Source organism: Lacticaseibacillus kribbianus (assembly GCF_020180945.1).
Lineage (GTDB): Bacteria > Bacillota > Bacilli > Lactobacillales > Lactobacillaceae > Lacticaseibacillus > Lacticaseibacillus kribbianus.
The window spans coordinates 1,180,413-1,199,409 of the sequence record NZ_JAIPUL010000001.1; the positions used below are offsets into that span (position 1 = coordinate 1,180,413).

At 63.6% G+C, this 18,997-nt stretch carries 16 protein-coding genes and 1 pseudogene; 2 read left to right on the forward strand and 15 right to left on the reverse strand.

The genetic code is table 11. The features are described 5' to 3' along the window. Positions 1–36: 36 nt before the first annotated feature. The gene (locus LE416_RS05680) at positions 37–969 is read right to left on the reverse strand and encodes a TDT family transporter (protein ID WP_225047502.1); all 933 of its coding nucleotides are present in this window, start codon (positions 967–969) and stop codon (positions 37–39) included. A 168-nt stretch (positions 970–1,137) separates the two neighbouring features. Here LE416_RS05680 and LE416_RS05685 point away from each other — a divergent pair, with 168 nt between their 5' ends. Then, the gene (locus tag LE416_RS05685; protein WP_225047503.1) at positions 1,138–1,653 is read left to right on the forward strand and encodes a GNAT family N-acetyltransferase; all 516 of its coding nucleotides are present in this window, start codon (positions 1,138–1,140) and stop codon (positions 1,651–1,653) included. Positions 1,654–1,808: 155 nt separating this feature from the next. On the opposite strand, the gene LE416_RS05690 is transcribed toward LE416_RS05685, so the two are convergent. The 5 genes and pseudogenes from LE416_RS05690 to LE416_RS05710 form a co-directional block, all read right to left on the reverse strand. Next, positions 1,809–2,672, reverse strand: a complete 864-nt coding sequence (locus tag LE416_RS05690; RefSeq protein WP_225047504.1) for an IS3 family transposase — start codon at positions 2,670–2,672, stop codon at positions 1,809–1,811. Beyond that, positions 2,669–2,848: a hypothetical protein gene (locus LE416_RS05695; RefSeq protein ID WP_225047806.1), complete on the reverse strand. Its 180-nt coding sequence runs from the start codon at positions 2,846–2,848 to the stop codon at positions 2,669–2,671. Before LE416_RS05695 ends, LE416_RS05690 begins: the two co-directional genes overlap by 4 nt. A 15-nt stretch (positions 2,849–2,863) precedes the next feature. Next, positions 2,864–3,244 (reverse strand): annotated as a pseudogene (locus LE416_RS05700) (transposase); the annotation flags it as partial. Between the two features lie 50 nt (positions 3,245–3,294). Beyond that, positions 3,295–4,731, reverse strand: coding sequence for a signal recognition particle protein (gene ffh / locus LE416_RS05705; RefSeq protein WP_225047505.1), 1,437 nt, complete (start codon positions 4,729–4,731; stop codon positions 3,295–3,297). A gap of 12 nt (positions 4,732–4,743) precedes the next feature. Next, a complete protein-coding gene (locus LE416_RS05710) occupies positions 4,744–5,085 on the reverse strand; it encodes a putative DNA-binding protein (RefSeq protein WP_225047506.1) in 342 nt (113 codons plus the stop codon). 163 nt (positions 5,086–5,248) lie between these two features. Between LE416_RS05710 and LE416_RS05715 the strand changes: the two genes are divergently transcribed. Further along, positions 5,249–5,563 carry a hypothetical protein gene (locus LE416_RS05715; protein ID WP_225047507.1) on the forward strand — a complete coding sequence of 105 codons (315 nt, stop codon included), beginning with the start codon at positions 5,249–5,251 and terminating at the stop codon, positions 5,561–5,563. A 38-nt stretch (positions 5,564–5,601) separates the two neighbouring features. Here the strand turns inward: LE416_RS05715 and ftsY are convergent, their stop codons facing one another. The 9 genes from ftsY to LE416_RS05760 form a co-directional block, all read right to left on the reverse strand. Then, entirely contained in the window at positions 5,602–6,606 is a 1,005-nt protein-coding gene (gene ftsY / locus LE416_RS05720) for a signal recognition particle-docking protein FtsY (protein WP_225047508.1), read from the reverse strand. Between the two features lies 1 nt (position 6,607). Further along, a complete protein-coding gene (smc, locus tag LE416_RS05725) occupies positions 6,608–10,168 on the reverse strand; it encodes a chromosome segregation protein SMC (protein WP_225047509.1) in 3,561 nt (1,186 codons plus the stop codon). Positions 10,169–10,172: 4 nt separating this feature from the next. Beyond that, positions 10,173–10,877, reverse strand: a complete 705-nt coding sequence (gene rnc, locus LE416_RS05730; protein WP_225047510.1) for a ribonuclease III — start codon at positions 10,875–10,877, stop codon at positions 10,173–10,175. 216 nt (positions 10,878–11,093) lie between these two features. Next, on the reverse strand, positions 11,094–12,869 hold the full coding sequence (locus tag LE416_RS05735; protein WP_225047511.1) for an oligopeptide ABC transporter substrate-binding protein: 1,776 nt from the start codon (positions 12,867–12,869) through the stop codon (positions 11,094–11,096). A gap of 444 nt (positions 12,870–13,313) precedes the next feature. Continuing rightward, positions 13,314–13,559, reverse strand: coding sequence for an acyl carrier protein (gene acpP, locus LE416_RS05740; RefSeq protein ID WP_225047512.1), 246 nt, complete (start codon positions 13,557–13,559; stop codon positions 13,314–13,316). 79 nt (positions 13,560–13,638) lie between these two features. Further along, a complete protein-coding gene (gene plsX / locus LE416_RS05745) occupies positions 13,639–14,640 on the reverse strand; it encodes a phosphate acyltransferase PlsX (RefSeq protein ID WP_225047513.1) in 1,002 nt (333 codons plus the stop codon). A 68-nt stretch (positions 14,641–14,708) separates the two neighbouring features. After that, on the reverse strand, positions 14,709–16,781 hold the full coding sequence (gene recG, locus LE416_RS05750; protein WP_257793752.1) for an ATP-dependent DNA helicase RecG: 2,073 nt from the start codon (positions 16,779–16,781) through the stop codon (positions 14,709–14,711). 33 nt (positions 16,782–16,814) lie between these two features. Then, positions 16,815–18,482 carry a DAK2 domain-containing protein gene (locus LE416_RS05755; RefSeq protein ID WP_225047515.1) on the reverse strand — a complete coding sequence of 556 codons (1,668 nt, stop codon included), beginning with the start codon at positions 18,480–18,482 and terminating at the stop codon, positions 16,815–16,817. Between the two features lie 54 nt (positions 18,483–18,536). Then, the gene (locus LE416_RS05760; RefSeq protein ID WP_225047516.1) at positions 18,537–18,902 is read right to left on the reverse strand and encodes an Asp23/Gls24 family envelope stress response protein; all 366 of its coding nucleotides are present in this window, start codon (positions 18,900–18,902) and stop codon (positions 18,537–18,539) included. Positions 18,903–18,997 lie beyond the last annotated feature (95 nt).

Here is an 18,997-nt window from a genome sequence, read left to right on the forward strand (position 1 = left end):
CACCAGTTGACGCAGAGCCAAAAAAAACAGCCGACCTCAGTCGACTGCTGATTGGCGCCAATCTTTTGTCATGAACCATGCGTAGCGAACCAGCACCATCAAAACCGCCGCACCGGCTACGGCCCACTCCGCCCACTGAAGCGCGGTCAAAGCCGCGCTGTGCTGGGTCAGGGCCGCGACGTACTTGGTGATGGCGGTGGCGGTGATCGCAAGCGGGAAGGTGAAGGCGCCCATGCTCGGCACAAAGGCGTGGCGGACGTACGGCACGGCCAACCGCAGGGCGACGGCGTACAGCACCTGACAGAACACGAACAGCGCCGTGGCAAAGGCGGCGTTCGGCCGCGGCGTCACCGTCAGGTAGGCAGCGAGGCACAGGCTGGCCGGGGCCGCCAGAATCGTGGTCAGCGGCAGTGCCGAAACGGGCAGCGGCAGCCGGATCAGCCGCGCAATCACCCACGGGAACACCAGCGCGTAAAGCACCAGTGCCAGCCAGCTGGTGGCAGGCCCAAGCCAGGGCGCAAAGCCCCCGCAGGTCACCGGAATCACGCCGATGCCCACGAAGGTGACGAACCAGCTGGGCATCACCATCGCGAGTTTTTTCGGTGCGCGCAGCAGATGGCGCCAGACGAACGTCGCCATGATGGCGTAGTGTGCGCCAACCGCGACCCACCAGGCAGCACGGGTCACGGCCAGCGGCACGCCGAGCCCGGTGGCAAAAACGGCCAGAAGCATCGTGGCCATCGTCAGGTTGGGCAGGACCGAGGTGATCACCGGATCCGCAAAGCCCGCAAAGGCCACCCGTGGTACCAGCAGAAACTTCAGCACCACGAGCACCCACAGCCCCAGCGCCAGCCACAGGCAGCTGCTGCCCAGCACCACCAGACCCAAGCTCGCGTTCAAGGACCCCCAGGACGCAAGCCCCAGCATCAGCCCGCACACCGGCAGCGGCAGGCGCGTCAAGAATTTCATCGTACTCCCCTTTTCATCATTAAATCCAAAAAGGAGTGTACCAAATCTCGGCGGGGCTGCCTACTAGGGAGCGGCACCGCGGCCATTTTTTTCGCGGTCAATCCCGCCCCCGAACCCGCGTGACTTGGCCGCGCGGTGTGGTACACTGGCGGCAAAGGAGTGATGCGCATGACACGCGAACAACCAACCGGACTGGCGCTGCGCGCGCCGACCCCGGCCGACACCGACTTCATCGTGGCCTACCGCACGGACCCAACGATTGCCCAGGCGGAGGGGCGCGACCCGGCACCGACCCGGGCGGCGGCGACCGCGTTTTTGACCCGGCTCTTGGCCGGTGAGGCCGCTGGCACCAGCCGCACCTGGTTCTTGATTGTCGACGACCGCGCCGTCGGCATGATTGGGCTGTGGGGGTACACCGCCGACCGCACCCGCTGCGAGCTGGCTTACGGCCTGCTGCCGGCCTACCAAGGCCGCGGGCTGATGGGCCAGGCCCTGGAGACGGTGTGCGCGCAGGCCTTTGCACGCGATCCGCTCGTTGCGCTCGACTGCTACACGGCGTCAACCAACCTGCCCTCCCGCCGCCTGCTTGAAGCGCACGGCTTCACCCTGGCGGAGACGCTGCGCGAGCCGGACCAGACCGGGCGCGAGGTCACCATGGTCCGCTACCAGCGGCCGCGGCCGTGAGGCGTCCGCGCCAACGGACCGCGCCAGATTCGGCATGACCGCTCACCGCGGCGGCAATCCCAGTGATTCGTCCCGCTAAGAGCGACCCGCGGCAACGCAAAGGCGGCGCAAACTTCTGAAGTGCAATAGAAAAGTTAGACAAGTTCAATTTTGAATCAAGCAATCATGGCCTGTTCCCGGTACGCGACTGGGGTCAGGCCATTTTTGGTTCTCGAGATTCTGGCATTGTTGAACCAATCAACGTAGCCGTTCACCAGCTTACGCAAGCTGGTAAGGTCATCAATCCGATAACGATTCAGGCACTCGCGCTTCATCAGGTTGAAGAAGCTTTCGATTGGCGCATTGTCATGGCAGTTGCCTTTGCGTGACATGCTCTGGACAATGTTCATGTCCTTCAGGCGCTGCTGATAGTCTGGCATCTGATACTGCCAGCCTTGATCAGAGTGAAGAATTGGTCGTACTCCTGCTTTGAGATGATTTTGTAGTTCATCAAGCGTCGCTTGGATAAGCGCCTTATTTGGTGAAGCACTGACAATGGTGGCGAGGACTTCGCGACTAGCCTCATCGGTAATCGACGAGATGTAACCCCATTCGCCGTTATAGAGCCGAACCTGGGTGACATCGGTGTGAAGGACGGTGAGCGGCTGTTTCGCGCCAAAATGTTGCTTCAAGATATTGGGGACGATATTACCAACCGTGCCTTTGTATGAGTGGTACTTGGCCGTGTGTTTGGAGTAAATCGTCACCTTCAAGCCCATGTCGCTCATCAGACGTCGAATCGTCTCCTCGGCATAATGAAACCCGTGCTTCAACGCTTCATCATGAATCCGCCGGTAACCGTACGTCTCCCTAGAATCGTAGTAGACCCGCTTGATGAACTTCTTAATCTCAGCGTACTTGTCGGCCTTCTTATCCCGCTTAAGGCGATCATAGTACGTTGCTCGAGGCAACTTGAGTTGCCTAAGCAGCTCTTGAAAACCATAGCGCGACCTCAACGAGGTAACGATGCCCGCCTTCACTTTTGCTGAGAGTGCTTCGGTGAGTTCTTCGTCAGGGTCGCGAGTGCTTTTAAAATATCACGATCCAGCTCTGCCTCGTGAAGCTTGCTTTTGAGTTCCAGAATCTCCTGTTGGTACTTCTCTTCCTGCGTCGGCTCAAGTTTCTTGATTGGTTTGATTTTCTTGTGCTTACCCATGGCTGGTCTCCCTTTTTGAGTAGTGCGCAATCCAGCCACCCCTTGATCTCTCACGATGCGATACCAAGAATTGACCTGGCTGGGTGAGATGCCGAAATGAGCCGCAGTTTGCGCACGACTTACTTGATGTGTATGCACATACTCTACCACTGCAATCTTGAATGTTTGGGAGTATTCAACGTTTGTATGCTTAACTTTTAGAGAATCGAGGCCATGAGCCTTAGCCTGATTAACCCAAGTTTGGACGATTCTGACATGGGGTATTCCAAACTCTGTGCACAGATTTTTATAGCTTATGCCACCCTTAAGATACCTGGAGACAACCCTGATTTTAAATTCACTACTGTATTTAGTCGTAAGAAAAGCCCCACAATCGTTAGACTTCTTGTCTAACAATTGTAGGGCACTTCACTTCTCGGTTGCGCCGCCTTTCGTTGGTCTGGGCATCAGGACTTGAAGCGCTTCACGTTCTTCAGGCGCTTTTTCTTGTTCTTCTTCTGCTTGCGAATCATGTTGTTCATCGCCATCTTGCCGAGGCGGCCCTGAATGCCGCCGCCCATCAGCCCGTCCATGCCGTTGAAGTTGCCCTTGTACATCTGGCTCATCATCTGCTTGGACTGGTTGAACTGCTTGATCATGCGGTTGACCTCGACGATCGGCCGCCCGGAGCCGGCCGCGATGCGGCGCCGGCGGCTCGGGTTCAGGAGGTCGGGATCCTCGCGCTCGGCCGGGGTCATCGAGTAGACGATGGCCTTTTGGTGCGCGATGTCCTTGGGGTCGACGTGGAAGTTCTTCATCGCCGGGTTGTTGGCCAGGCCCGGGATCATCTTCATGATCTCGTCGAAGGAGCCCATGTTGGAGACCTGGTCCATCTGCTCAAGAAAATCGTTGAAGTCGAAGCTGTTCTCCTTGATCTTCTCGGCGACCTGCTGGGCCTGCTTCTCGTCGTAGGTCTTTTGGGCCTTGTCGATCAGGGTCAGCATGTCCCCCATGCCGAGGATGCGGTTGGCCATGCGGTCCGGGTAGAAAACGTCCAGGGCGTCCATTTTTTCGCCCTGGCCGACGAACTTGATCGGCTTGCCAGTGACGGCGCGGATCGACAGCGCCGCCCCACCGCGGGTGTCCCCGTCCAGCTTGGTCAACACGACGCCGGTGAGGTCGAGGCGCTCGTTGAAGCCGGTCGCGACCTCGGTGGCCGCCTGACCGGTCATGGCATCGACCACCAGCAGGATTTCGGTCGGGTTGGCGATGTCCTTGATGTCGGCCAGCTCGGTCATCAGCTTGTCGTCGATCTGCAGGCGGCCGGCGGTATCGATGATCACGTAATCGTTGTGCTGCAGGGCGGCCTGGGCCATCCCCTGGCGCACGATGTCGCGCGGATCGACCGAAGTGCCCAGCTCGAACACCGGCACGCCGACGGACTGACCGACGACCTGCAACTGCTCGATGGCGGCCGGGCGGTAAACGTCGGCGGCAATCAGGAGCGGGCGCGCCTGCTCGTTTTCGATCAGGTACTTGGACAGCTTGCCGACCGTCGTGGTTTTCCCGGCGCCCTGCAGCCCGACCATCATGATTACGGTCGGGATGTGCGGCGACTTGTTCAGCGGCACGGCGGCCTCGCCCATGGTCTTGACCAGCTCGTCGTTGACGATCTTGACGATCTGCTGGCCCGGCGTCAGGCTTTCCAGCACCTCAGCGCCGAGGGCCTTGGCCCGCACCGCCTTGATGAAATCCTTGACGACGCCGAAGTTGACGTCAGCCTCGAGCAACGCGAGGCGAATCTCGCGCATCGCGCCTTGAACGTCGGCTTCGGTCACCTTGCCCTTGCGGCGCAGCCCGGCGAAGGCCTTTTGGAGCCGCTCGGATAATCCTTCAAATGCCATAAGTCTTCCTTTCTACCGCGCCGCCTGATCGGCAACGCGCGTCAACAGCGTGCTCAGCTTGGCGTCTTCGGCGTAGGTGTGCTGAACGTAGCGCACCAAGGCGTCGACCGCCTGATTTTGGGCCTGGTAATTGGCCAAAAGGTGCAGTTTGGCCTCGTACTCCTCGAGGCTCGCCTCGGTGCGGCGGATGTTGTCGTACACCGCCTGGCGCGAGACGTCGAACTCGGTGGCAATCTCGCCCAGCGAGTAGTCGTCGCCGTAGTAAAGCTCGAGGTAGCTGTGCTGTTTCTCGGTCAAAAGCGCCCCGTAGAACTCGAACAGCGAGTTCATCCGGTTATTTTTATCGATTTGCATATCGTCATTCCTTTGGCTGGTCTTACATTAGAATACCGATTCCACCGGCCGGCGTCAATCGCTGCCGGCCCGCGGTTACCCCTCGCGAACGTTTTCACAAAACTAATGTGTTGCGCTTTCAAACGTGCTAGAATGGAGAGGCAATGAAATGGAGGGACTTTCTATGGTAGCAACGATTCTCTACTGGGCCGTCGTCTGCGCGCTGATCGGCTGGGGTGCCTGGAACATTGTGTTCAGCGCCATCTACGTTCACAACCACGAAAACGGCAACCTGTGGTTCTTCGCGATTCTCAACGTCCTGACCGTGCTGTTCACGGTCATCTTCAGCGTTGTGATGTCCAACACCGCGTGGCAGAAGTTCTGGCTCGTGGATTCCGTCACGAACGGACCGCTCCTGTTCTACATCATCATCGCTTACGTCGTCTTGATTGTCCTGCAGCTGATCTTGGGCCGCGAGAAGAAGATCGCGAAGGCGTAACAATCAAAAAAGGGCCGCTGGCCCTTTTTTATTTTGCCCTAGTTCTCGTCCGACTTGGGTTCGATCAGGCCCTTGAACAGGCCGTAGACGAACTTGTTGGGGTCGAACGCCTGCAGGTCGTCCATCCCCTCGCCCAGCCCGACCAGCTTGACCGGCACGTGCAGCTCGTTGCGGATTGCCAGCACGATGCCGCCCTTGCCCGAGCCGTCGAGCTTGGTCAAGACGATGCCGGACACCTTGGTGGTCTGGTTGAACTCCTTGGCCTGGCTCAGCGCGTTTTGGCCCGTGGTGCCGTCGAGCACCAACAGGACCTCCTGCGGCGCCTCGGGCAGCTCGCGCACGATCACGCGGCGAATCTTATCCAGCTCGTTCATCAGGTTGACCTTGTTTTGGAGCCGGCCGGCCGTGTCGACCAAAAGCACGTCGAACGCCTCCGCCTTGGCGCGGCGCACGGCGTCGTATACCACGGCGGCCGGGTCGCCGCCGGGCTCGGAGGTCACCACCGGCACCCCGTCGCGGCGGCCCCACTCCTCAAGCTGCGCGATGGCGCCGGCGCGGAAGGTGTCGCCCGCCGCCAGCAACACGGACTTACCCTGCTGCTGCAGCTGGTGGGCGAGCTTGCCGATGGTCGTGGTCTTGCCCGCGCCGTTGACGCCGACGAACAGGAACACCGTCGGGCCAACAGGGGCGTAGTGCAGCGCGTTGTCCTCGGCCTCCCCCGCCTCGCCGTAGATGTCGACGAGCTTTTGAACGACGACCTGTGAGACCTCCTCCGGCCGCTTGGCGTTTTGCAGCTTCACGGAGTCGCGCAGCTCGTCGGTGAGCTGCACGGCGATCTCGTAGCCGACATCCGCGCCGATCAGCATCTCCTCGAGGTCGTCGAAGAAGTCCTCATCGACGGTGCGGAACCCGGCGAAAAAGGCGTTGAGCTTGGCGGAAAAGGTGTTGCGGCTCTTTTCGAGGCCCGCGTCATACTTGGCGGTCTCTTGCGTCTCCGGCTCGCCGCCGCCGAAGGCCTTCTTGATTCGATCGAATAATCCCATACTAGTCTCCTTTGTGCGTTGCGTCGTCGGTGGCGAGCTGGTCCAAGGACACGGCCACCATGCTGGACACCCCGGACTCCTGCATCGTCACGCCGTACAGCATGTTGGCCGCAAGCATCGTGCCGCGCCGGTGCGTGATCACGATGAACTGGGTGTCGGAGCTGTAGTGCCGCAAAAATTCGCCGAAGCGGTTGACGTTGACCTCGTCCAGGCTGGCCTCGACCTCATCGAGGATCGAGAACGGCACCGGCCGCACCTGCAAGATGGCGAACAGCAGGACGATGGCGGTCAGCGCGCGCTCGCCGCCGGACAAAAGCGACAGGCGCTGCAGCTTCTTGCCAGGCGGCTGGGCCGAGATCTCGATGCCGGTGTTGAGCAGGTCGTCCGGATCCGTCAGCGACAGCTGCGCGCTGCCGCCGCCGAACATCCGCGGGAAAATCTCCGTGAACGCCTGGTTGGTCGCCGTAAACATCGCGGCGAAGCGGCTGGCGACCTCCGAGTCGAGCTCGCCCATCGTTTTTTGCAGCATCGCCTTGGCCTCGAGCAGGTCGTCTTGCTGCTTGGTCAGAAAATCGTAGCGCTCCTTGACCGCGTCGTACTCGGCGATCGCGTTGGGGTTGATCGGCCCCAGCTCGTCCAGCCCCCGGCGTAACAGCTTCAGGCGGCTCTTGAGCATCGGCAGGTCGGCGACCTTGGCCGTTGTCGCGGCCAACGCGGCCTCAAAGCTCAGCTGGTAGGTCTCGCGCAGGGTCGTCAGGTGGTCGTCCAGGTGAATCTTCAGCCGGTTGAGGCTGATGCTCTGCTGCTCGGAGGCGGCCATCGCGGCCTTTTGCTGCGTGTAGGCGGTGGTGATCGAAGCCGACACGTTGCTCAGCTGCTCGCGGTTGGCCGCCTTGGCGCGGGTCAGCTCGTCTTGCGACTTGCGCAGCCCGGCAATGGTCGCCGTCAGTGACTTGATGGTCGCGGCCGAATCGGCGCCGAGGTCGGTGTGGGTCTCGGCGGCCGCGGTGATCGCCGCGATGCGCTCGGCCAGCTTGGCCTTTTGCGCCGCCGCGTCCTTGGCCGCGTCCTTGGCCCCAGCCAGCGCGGCCTTCGTGGTGTCTTGGGCCTGCTTGAGCACCGCCAGCTGGGTCGCTAGCTCGCTTCGCGCCGCCTGCGCGGCCGCGGCGGTCTGGCTGGCCGCGCCGAGGCGCTGCTTGAGGTCGGCGATGGTGGCGTTTTGGCCTTCGATCGCCGCGGCCACTGCGGTCGCCTGGGCCTCAAGCTTGGCCAGCTGTGCGTCGTAGTCGGCGGCGGCCGTCTCGGCAAGCCCGGCGGCCTGCGCCTGGCGCGTCAGCTGGGCCAGCGCGGTGTCCGCCGCGGCGGTCTGGGCCGCCTGGGCGGCGAGCGCCGCCTGGGCCTCATCGAACGCGGCCGCCGCGGCTTCGCCCGCGGCCTGGCGGTCCGCCAGTGCCTGTTTCTTGGCCGCCACGACGCCGCGCTGCTTGTCCAGCGCCGCGGTCATCTCGCGCAGGTGCGCGTGAAGTTCGGCGACCTCCTGGGTGCGGGCTAGGGGCGACGCGCCGGACTTCTTGGTCTGGCCCCCGGTCAGCGCCCCGCCCGGCGCCAGGATGTCGCCGTCGAGGCTGACGATGCGGTAGCGGTGCCCGGTCAGGTTGGCCAAGCGAATGCCGTCGTCCAGAGTCGACGCGACGATCAGGCTACCCAGCAGGTTGGCCATGACCGGGCGCACCTCGTCCTTGAAGCGCACCAAGTCGACGCCGACGCCGAGGTAGCCGGGCTGGCCGGCCAGAGCCTGCAGGGTGCTGGCTGGGAGCTGCCGTGGTCGCACCACGGCGGTCGGCAGGAACGTGGCCCGGCCGGCCGCGGTGCGCTTGAGGTAGGTGATACCCTGCTTGGCGGCCTGCTCAGTGGTGGTGACCACCGCCTGCAGGCTGCCGCCCAGCGCGACGTCGAGCGCCTGCTGGTACTTGGCGGGCACGGCGAGCAGCTCCGCCACCGCGCCGATAACGCCGGGCAGCGCGTCCTTGTGCTTGAGCACCGCCCGCACCCCGGCATAAAAGCCAGCGTAGTCGTCGCGCAGCTCCTGGAGCGTCTCGTAGCGCGCGTTGGTGCGCTGGTAGATGCTGCTGGCGGCACTCAGGCGCTCCTGCTCGTCCGCGTACGCGGCCCGGGCGGTCTGCTCGGCGACACTGGCCGCGTCGCGCGCGGTCAGGGCCCGCGTCTTGGCGTCGGTCAGCGCGTCTTGCGCCTTCTTGGCGGCCAGCACCTTCTCCCGCTGCGCCGCCACGGCCGCCGCCAGTTCACGCTGACGCGCGGTGGCCGCGGCGCTTTGGGAGGCAGCCAGCGCCGCGTCCTTCTTGGTGCCGGTCAGCGCGTTTTTGGTCTCGGCCTGCTCCTGAAGCAGCGCGATGTAGCGGGTCTGCGCCGCGTCGAGCTCCCGGTTCAGGGCGGCGGGATCGGCGCCCGCCGCCTGGGCCTGCTGCTGGCGCTGCAGCTCTTGTTGCTGGGTCGCCTGTTCCTTGGCCGTCTTAGTCAGCGCGGCCGCCTTGGCCTGCTGGTCCGCCTCAAGCTTGCCGGCGACGCCCAGCTGGTCCTTCAGCTCGGCCAGGGTGGCCCGGGCGTTGCTGGCACGCTCTGCGGTCAGCTTGACCTCGCCGTTGAGGTTCTCCAGCCGCATGGACTGGCTGAGCAGCTGGTCGTTGAGGGCCGTCAGCTTGGCCTCATACTCACTGTCGGCGGCGGTCAGGGCCTCGGAGCGCTGTTCGAGGTGGCTGACCTTAGCGCCGAGGGCGGTCAGCGTCTCCGCGGTTGCCGCGTGCTGGGCCTTGACCTCGGTTTGCTCCACACCCATCTGCCGAATCTCAAGCGCGAGGATGCTCTTGTGAACCGCCTGGTAGTCGGCGTTTTGGCGCTCGAAGTCGCGCGCCAAGGAGGCCTGCTCGGCCAAAGGCGTCACCTGGCGCGAGAGCTCGGTCACGATGTCGTTGGCGCGGTCCAGGTTGTCGTCGGTTTCGTGCAGCTTCTGCTCGGCCTTTTCCTTTTGCTGCTTGTACTTCAGCACCCCGGCGGCCTCTTCGATGATGCCGCGACGGTCCTTGGGCTTGGAATTGAAAATCGCCTCGACGCGTCCCTGGGAGATGAAGGAGAAGGACTCCTTGCCCAGCCCCGAGTCCATGAACAGGTCGATGATGTCCTTGAGGCGGACGCTGCGGTTGTTGATCAGGAAGTCGGACTCGCCATCACGATAAAGCCGGCGACACACGGTGACCGTCACCGGCTGATTCTTCAGGTAGCCATCGCTGTTGTCGAAGGTCATGGTGACCTCGGCGCGGTTGAGCGCCGGACGCTGCGCCGTGCCGGCGAAAATCACGTCGCCCATCTTCTCGCCGCGCAGACTCTTGGCGCTTTGCTCGCCCAGGGCCCAGCGAATCGCCTCGGTGATGTTGCTCTTACCGCTGCCGTTGGGCCCGACGATGCCCGTCAGCCCCGGCACGAAGTCGATCTCGGTTTTGTCCGCGAAGGACTTGAAGCCGAGAATCGTCAGATGTGTTAATTGCATGCGCTCACTCACTCGGCCGCTGCAGCTTGGTCAGCGCGTCATTGGCCGCCGCCTGCTCCGCCGCCTTCTTGTTCTTGCCGGTGCCGGACCCCAGCACCTTGCCGTCGACGGTCACGTCGACCAAAAACTGGCGGTCGTGCGCCGGGCCCGCCTCGCTCTGCAGCTCGTAGGCGATGACCACCTCGCCGTTTTGCTGCACGAACTCCTGCAGCGCCGTCTTGTGGTCCATGTTCGCCGCGAACTGGCCGGCCGCAATCTTGGGGAAAATCACCTGCTCGGCAAACAGCACGTTGGCCTTGCGCCCCTGATCCAGGTACAGCGCGCCGTTGAAGGCCTCGAACAGGTCCTCGAGCAGCGTCTTGCGCTGGCGTGCACCGGCATTTTCCTCACCCTTGCCCAGCTTGATGTACTGATCGAAGTGGGCCTCCTTGGCGAACGCCGAGAAGCTCTTCGTCTGCACGATGGCGGCCCGCATGCGGGTCAGCTTGCCCTCTGGCAGGTCAGGAAAGTGACGGTACAGGTAATCGGACACCGTGATCTCGAGCACGGCGTCGCCCAAAAACTCCAGTCGCTCGTTATCTTTGAGCCCCAATTCCTTGTGCTCGTTGACGTACGAGGAGTGGGTGAAGGCTTCGTCGAGAAGCGATAGGTCGTGGAACTCGATGCCGTAACGCTGCCTCAGCTCACTCACGAACTCTGATGCAACCATTTTGTATCCCCCTCTGCGCAGAATCCGCGCATTATTCTTATCCATTATACAAGTCGGGGCGGGTGATTGCCACCGGTACCGGCGTCGCGTCGCCCAATCGGGCCAAATCTCGGCTTTCGCCCCGATCCGCCGAAGCAAAACGCGGCCGGCGCGAATTCCCGAAGAATCCGCGCCGGCCGCATTGCCGTCGTTAGCCGCTCCGGTCTGACGCCCGCCTCAGCGGGTGCGGCGCGAAACGGTGATGTCCTGCCAGCGGTAGCCCGCCGCCCCGTACGCGATGGAGAGGTTTTGGACCCGGTCGTTGACCGGCACCACCACCGTGCGGTAGGCCGTCGGCACGACGTAGCAGGCCTTGAGCATGTAATCCTGCCAGTCGCGGAAGGCCTGAACGCGCGTCGCCTGGTTCAAGGCGGCCGGCGCGTCGATGGCGGCCAACAGCCGCGTGTTGGTCGGGGTCACGAAGCGAGTCAGGTTGTAGCGCGCGGTCGGCCCGTACAGCGTGGCCGGCGACGGCTCAGACGACACGCCCCACGTGGCCTCGAAGACGTCGATGTCCTTGGAGTCGGCGTGCAGCTTGTCGTAGAAGTTGTTGTACTCCAGCAGCCGCCCCGCGGTCAGGCGCACGCGCAGCCCCACCGCTCGCCACTGGCGGATGCGGGCAGCCGCAACCTTTTCCGCTGCGCCGTCCGACGCCGCCGCCGCGTAGTTGATGGTCAGGCGCTTGCCGGTCGGATCCGTGCGCCAGCCGTCCTTGCCGCGCTTGTAGCCGGCCGCGTCCAACAGCGCGTTGGCCTTGGCCACGTCCTGCCGGTAGCCCGCAAGCTTCGCGTGAAACCGCGCGAACAGCGGCGGAATCAGCGTGGTGGCGGTCTGCGCCAGCCCGCCGAAGTAACGGGTGTTGGTGCCCTCAATATCCAGCGCGGAAACCATCGCCCGGCGCAGCGCCGAATCGCTCATCTTCGCGGCCGGGTCCATCACGTTTTTGCCCCGCGCCGCGTCCCAGTGGCCGACCTTGAAACCGAGGTAGCGGTAGGACAGGTCCGCGCGCCCGAGGTTGACGTAGTCGTCCAGCTTGCGGTAGTCGGCAAAACCGGCGCTTGGCATCTCGAGTGCCAGGTCGAACTGCTTGGCGCGCAGGGCCCCGACAATCGCCGCCGACGAGACCAGGGAGAATGTCATCCCCGCAAGCTTCGGCACGCCCTTGTAGTAATAGCGGTTCGGCGCGTAGGTCACGGACTGCCCCGGCACCACCGCCTTCATGCGAAACGGGCCGAAGAACAGCGGGTGCCGGCGAATCTTTTGGCTCTGGGCCAGGTCGGCAAAGGGCACGTCCTTCAGGTAGTGGTACGGCGCGGCCGACTCCCAGATGATGCCGTTGCCCGATTGGGTGAACGACGGCCGCATGCGCTGCAGGTGAATCACCACCCGCCGCCCGTCCGGCCCGTCCGGCATCGTCAGCCCGGAGATCGTTTTCGCCTTGCCCGCGTGGTAGGCGGCCATGCCGACGATGTCCGTCATCGCCGTCGTGTAGCGCGCCGTGTCCACCGCGGGGTTGGCAAGCATCTCGTAGGCAAAAACGTAATCGCGCGCCGTGACTGGCCGCCCGTCGGCCCAGCGCACCGCGTCCTTGATGGTGACTGTCGCCGTCTTGGCCCGGTTGTCCAGGCGAAGCGTCGCCGCGCCGCTGTCCGTGATTTTGAAGGCCGCATCCGTGGCGAACAGGGGCTCGGCGGCCGGACGCATGAAGTCCGCGTCCGTCGCTGCGTCGTACAGCTCCTCGGAAAACAGTCCCGGGGTCGGCGCGTCGGCGACCACGGCCACCGCCAGTCGGCCGCCGGCAATCGGCTTTTCGTTGGCACCGATTGCCGTCTTGAACGTCGCCGGTGCGACCGGCTTGCTCGGCGTCGGTTGCACCGCCTGCTTGCGACAGCCCCCAAGCACCAGCGCCAGCGCGAGCACTGCAACCAGCCTGAATCCCCTGTAACCCCTCATCGTGACCCCTTTTCCGCCTCTCGGCCCCCATCATGTCGTAGTTTCCATTCTACAAAGGCCCCGGGGAGATTGCAAGGCGACACGCGGTGGCGACTGGGGTCGGCGCTGCACACGCACACCGCTCGTCCTGCTATGTGTACCGCGCGCCGCTCTGATTCGTCGAGCTGCGAAGCGCAGCGGCCGCTCGTCCTGCTAGGGAAGGCACTCGGGGCCAAGTACGCCCCAAGCGCCTTCCCTACGCTGGCCGGTGGCCTAAGCCCGCGCTTCTCCGCTCTGGTTCGTCGAACTGCGAAGCGCAGCGGCCGCTCGTCCTGCTAGGGAAAGCACTCGGGGCAAAGTGCGCCCCAAGCGCCTTCCCTACGCTGGCCGGTGGCCTAAGCCCGCGCTTCTCCGCTCTGGGACTCAAAAAGCCGCCCCGGAAACCGGGGCGGCCGCAGTGTTTGCTTATTTTTTCTGGTGATTCAGGACGTACTGGACGGCATCGCCGACGGTATCGATGTGTTCGGCATCTTCGTCAGGGATCTCAGCGCCGAAAGTATCTTCAAGCTCAAGGACAAACTCGACGGTGTCGATGGAATCGGCATCCAGGTCCTTCTTGAAGTTCAAGTCGTTGGTGATCTTATCTGCTGGGGTCTGGAAATGATCCTCAATCAGGCCAGCGATCTTATCAAATACTTCTTGCTCAGTCATGACACGGCTCCTCCTTGTTGTTAACACGCATTCAAGCATACCCGATTTCGTCCGGATTGTCTATGCCATTTCCCGTCGGTCAGTCCGGCTGGTGCGCATCGAAGTACGCCACGCTTTTCTGGACCGTCTGGTTTTCGACCATCGCCGCCACCTGCTTGACCGTGTAATAGACGGTGTCCGCGTCGGCGTTGCCGTGGGCCTTGACGACCGGCGCGCGCAGGCCCAGGAGCACCGCACCGCCGTAGCTCGAGACGTCAAAGGTTTTGGCGATCTCCTTGATGCCGCCCTTCAGGAGCAGCCCGCCGAGCTTGCCCTTGACGCCGCTGTCCATGATGGCGTGCTTGACCAGGCGCAGGATCGTCTTGGCCGTGCCCTCGATTGCCTTGAGCGTCGCGTTGCCGGTGAAGCCGTCGGTCACCACGACGTCGGCCGCGCCCTGAAGCAGCGAATCCGCCTCGACGTTGCCGATGAAGTTGATGCCCGGCGTCGCCTCCAGCAGCTTGTAGGTCTCCTGGTGCAGGTCGTCGCCCTTGTTGGCCTCGCTGCCGTTGTTGAGCAGCGCCACGCGCGGCTTCTCAAGCCCACGCAGGTCGTGGGCGTAAAAATTGCCCATGACGGCGTACTGCACCAGCTGCACGGCGCGGTTCTCCGCGTTGGCGCCGACGTCCAGCATGATGAAGCCCTTGCCGTCAACGGTCGGCAGCGTCGGCGCAAGCCCCGGGCGGTCGATGCCCGGAATGCGGCCGACGATGAACAGCCCGGCAGCTAAAAGCGCCCCGGTGGAGCCCAGGGAAATCACGGCGTCGGCCTCGCCCGACTTCACCGCCTGGGCGGCCAGCACCATGGAGGCCTGCTTCTTGCGGCGAATCGCGCGCACCGGCTCGTCGGTGCTTTCGACCTTCTCGGTGGTGTGCACGATGGTCAGGCGGGTGTCGTCTTGAATCAGCGGTCGAATCTTGGTCTCATCCCCGTACAGGGTGAAGGTGACGGATTCGGGCAGCTCGTTGCGCGCCCGCTCGACCCCTTGAATCACGACTTCGGGGGCGTGGTCGCCGCCCATTGCGTCTACGGCAATTTTCACTCAGCTCACTCCTTTGATTCCGATAGGCTTACTTTGCGCCAAGCCGGCGCATTTTGCAACTCCTGCCGCTAGTCCAGACTGCCGGTCTGCTGCTGCATCCGCGCCAGGTGCGCGCGCAGCGGGGCCAGCTCCGGCGCATCGAGCGTCGGGTCGCTGGCGAACAGCGCGGCGGCCACCTGCTGGGCGGCCGCCAGCGTCGCGTAGTCCGCCACCGGGTCGGCCACCTTGAACTCCGGCAGCCCGCTTTGCTTGTCGCCGAACAGGTCGCCGGAGCCGCGCAGCGCCAGGTCCTTTTCCGCCAGCTTGAAGCCGTCGGTGGTGGTGGTCATGATGGTCATGCGCTCGACGCCGGCGTCGTTCTTGGGGTCGGCGATCAGCACACAGTAGGCCGCGGCGGCCCCGCGCCCGACTCGCCCGCGCAGCTGGTGCAGCTGGGCCAGGCCGAAGCGGTCGGCGTCAAAAATCGCCATCACCGTCGCGTTGGGCACATCGACGCCGACCTCGACCACGGTGGTCGAGACCAGCACCTGCACCTCATTGGCGGCAAAGGCCCGCATGATTGCGTCCTTTTCGTCCGGCTTCATCTGCCCGTGCAACAGCGCCACCTTGGCCTGACCGGCGAACGCCGTGCTCAGCTTCTCGTACAGCTGCTCCGCGTTTTGAAGGTCGACCTTCTCGGACTCGGCGATCAGCGGTGTGATGGCGAAGACCTGGTGGCCGGCGGCGAGCTCCTGGCGCATGCGGTCGATGGCTTGGCGCACCTGATTCTTGCGCACCCAACTGGTGGTGATCGGCTTGCGGCCGGCGGGCAGCTCGGTGATGCTCGAGACGTCCATCTCGCCGTACGCCGTGATGGCCAGTGTGCGGGGAATCGGCGTGGCGGTCATCGCCAAAAGGTCGGGGTGCAGGCCCTTCTCCTGCAGCACGCGGCGCTGGTTGACGCCGAAGCGGTGCTGTTCGTCGATCACGACCAGCCCGAGGTTGGCGTAGTCCACCGCCTTTTGGATCAGCGCGTGGGTGCCGATCACAATGTCGACGGCGCCGCTTCGCAGCCCGGCCAGGATCGGCCGGCGCGCCGCTGCGCTCGTCGAGCCGGTCAAGAGCGCGACGGTGACGTCGAAGGGCGCAAAGAGTTTCTTCAGCTTGGCGTAGTGCTGCTCGGCCAGGACCTCGGTCGGCACCATCAGGGCGGCCTGGTAGCGCGCCGTCACTGTCGCGTACATCACGATCGCGGCCACGATGGTCTTGCCCGAGCCGACGTCCCCTTGCAGCAGCCGGTTCATGTGCGACGGGGCGCGCAGGTCCGCGCAGATCTCGTTGACCACCGTTTTTTGCGCCGTCGTCAGCGTGAACGGCAGCGTCTGGATCAGCCCGCGCACCGCCTGGTTGTCGTAGGGGATCGCCAAGCCGTTGCCCGCGCTGTGGCTGTCCTCGCGCAGCGCCTGAATCTGGCTTTCAAACAGGAAGAACTCGCGGAAAATCGCGCTGCGCCGCGCCGCCTTGGCCTCGGCCGCGCTGTCCGGAAAATGCATCCCGTGCACGATCTGCGCGTCGTCCAGCAGGCGGAACTCGGCGCGAATCGCCGCCGGCACCACGTTGCCCATCGTCTGGGCCTCGCGCTCGTACGCCGTTTTGACCAGCTCGACCAGCGTCGCCTGGCGCACGTGCTTGTTGACCGGGTAGATGCCGGCAAGGTCGGGGGCATCCACCTCCTGCGTGGCCAGCACCTTCATCCCCGTCATCGTGTGGCGCTTGGCGTCCCACTTGCCGTAGATGGCGGCCTCCTCGCCCTGCTCGAACTTGTCCTTGAGCCAGGGCTGGTTGAAGAAGGTGATCAGCACGACGTCGTGGTCGACCTGCAGGCGCAGGTTCAGCCGGTTCTTGCGCGGGCCGAAGCGGCTGACCACCGGCGGCGCCACCACGACGCCCTTGATGGTCAGCTTCTCCTGGTCGGCGGCCTCCGCCAGGTCCTTGACCTGCAGATCGTCGTAGCGAAACGGAAAGTAAAACAGCAGGTCGCCCAGGTTGGTCAACCCGAGCGTCGCGAGTTGCTCCGCCTTCTTGGGCCCGACCCCAGGCAGGACCGTCAATGCCTCTGTCAGTGCCATGGCTGACCTCCTTTCGGCTGCGTTGGATAACAATAGGGCGGCCCACTGGGTGCGCCGCCCTATCACTTACTCTACGGAAACCAGGTACGGGTAAACCGGCTGGTCCCCCTGGTGAATCTCGACTTCGACATCCGGGTTGGCGGAAGTGATCGACTCGGCAATTGCCGTTGCCTCAGCCTCGCTGCCGTCCGCCCCGATGATCAGGGTGACGATCTCGGAATCCTCGTCGAGCATCGCGGCCACCATGTCGCTGGCCGCCTGGGTGCGATCCGGTTCGGCAATCTTGATCTTGTTGTCGATGATGCCCATCCAGTCGTCCTTGTGGATCTCGAGGCCGTCGATGGTGGTGTCGCGAATCGCCTGGGTGACCGAACCGGAGATGACATTGCCGAGCTCTTCGGTCATCGCCTCCGTGTTGGCCTCAAGCGTCGCCTCCGGGTTGAAGCCGAGCATTGCGGTCATGCCCTGATTGATGGTGCGGCTCTTGACGATCGCCACGTTGACGTCCGCGGCCTTGGCCGCCTCCGTCGCCGCCATGAAAATGTTGCTGTTGTTCGGCAGCACAATCACGTTTTCGGCGTGGGCGGCGGTAATCGCCTCGAGGATGTCGTTGGTGCTTGGGTTCATGGTCTGGCCGCCGTTGAGCACGTGGGTCACGCCTAGGCTCTTGAACAGCTCACCGAGACCGGCACCGGCGGCGATGGCCACCACGCCGGCGAACGCCTTAGGCTGCTCCTGCGCCGGAGCCTCCTTTTCGCGCTCGATGATCGACTCGTGCTGAAGGCGCATGTTGTCGACCTTGATCTTCTCAAGCGTCCCGAACTGCTGCCCGTACTTGAAGACCGTGCCCGGGTGCTCCGTGTGGACGTGAACCTTGACCACCTCGTCGTCGGCAACGACCAAAGTGGAGTCGCCGAGCTGGTTGAGGTACTGGCGGAAGGTCTCGTAGTCGAACGGCTTCGGGCTGTCGCCCTTGCCCAGGTTGACCATCATCTCCGTGCAGTAGCCGTAGACGATGTCCTCCGGGTTCAGCTGGGCCTGCGCGCCCTGGTGGTGGGTGGCCTTGACCATCTCGCCCATCTCGGTCTCGTCCGGCACGTACGCGTCGTCGTCAACTTCGCCGGACAGCCCTTCCTTGAAGCCCTCGTAGATGAAGACCAGCCCCTGGCCACCGGAGTCGACCACGCCGACTTCCTTGAGCACCGGCAGCAGGTCCGGCGTCTTGGCCAGGGCGCGCTTGGCGGCCTTGACCACCGCGTTCATCACGACCACGGCGTCGGTGGTCTGGGTGGCGGCCTTCAGCCCCGCCTTGGCCCCTTCGCGCGCGACCGTCAGAATCGTGCCTTCGACCGGCTTCATGACCGCCTTGTAGGCCGTCTCGACCCCGCCGGCGAACGCGTCGGCCAAGTCCTGCGCGGACAGCGTGTCCTTGCTTGCGACGCTTTTGGCAAAGCCGCGGAACAGCTGCGACGAGATGACGCCGGAGTTGCCGCGAGCCCCCATCAACAGGCCCTTGCCCAAGTGCTTGGCCAGCTCGCCGACCTGGTCGCTGTCGCTTTCAAGGACCGCCTTGGCCCCGGTCTGGAACGTCAGGAACATGTTGGTGCCCGTGTCGCCATCCGGCACCGGGAACACGTTCAGTGAGTTGACGAATTCGGCATTCTTCTTGATGCGGTGCGCGGCGATCCGGATCATGTCCGAGAACTTCGCCGCCGTGATTTCAGTAACTTCCACTCGGTAATTCCTCCGTATTGGCGCCTGCAGGTCGTGCCTGCAGGCCACGATCTGTTAATCTTCGCCGATGACGCGCACGCCCTGCACGATTACGGTCACCGTGTTGGCCGTGACCCCCAGCATGGTTTCGAGGTTGTACTTGACCTTGTCCTGGACGTTGCGGCACACCTCGGAAATCTTGGTGCCGTAACCGACCACGATGTTGACCTCGACGGTGACGCCGTTGTCGGCCTGGCGCACCACGACGCCGCGCGAGAAGTTCTCGCGGTTCAGGATTTCGTTGAGATTGTCGCGAATCTGGTTCTTGCTGGCCATGCCAACGATCCCGTAGATATCGGTCGCGGCGCCACCAACAACTGTCGCGATGACATTGTTCGAGATATCGATGGTCCCGTACTTGGTTTTGATTTTGACCGCCATGCGCTGACCTCCTAATGTTTGGGAATGTAATAAGCGCGATGCGCTTAGGAAAACGGGCCAAGCCCCACTTGGGCTCAGTAATTCTAGTCTAGTTT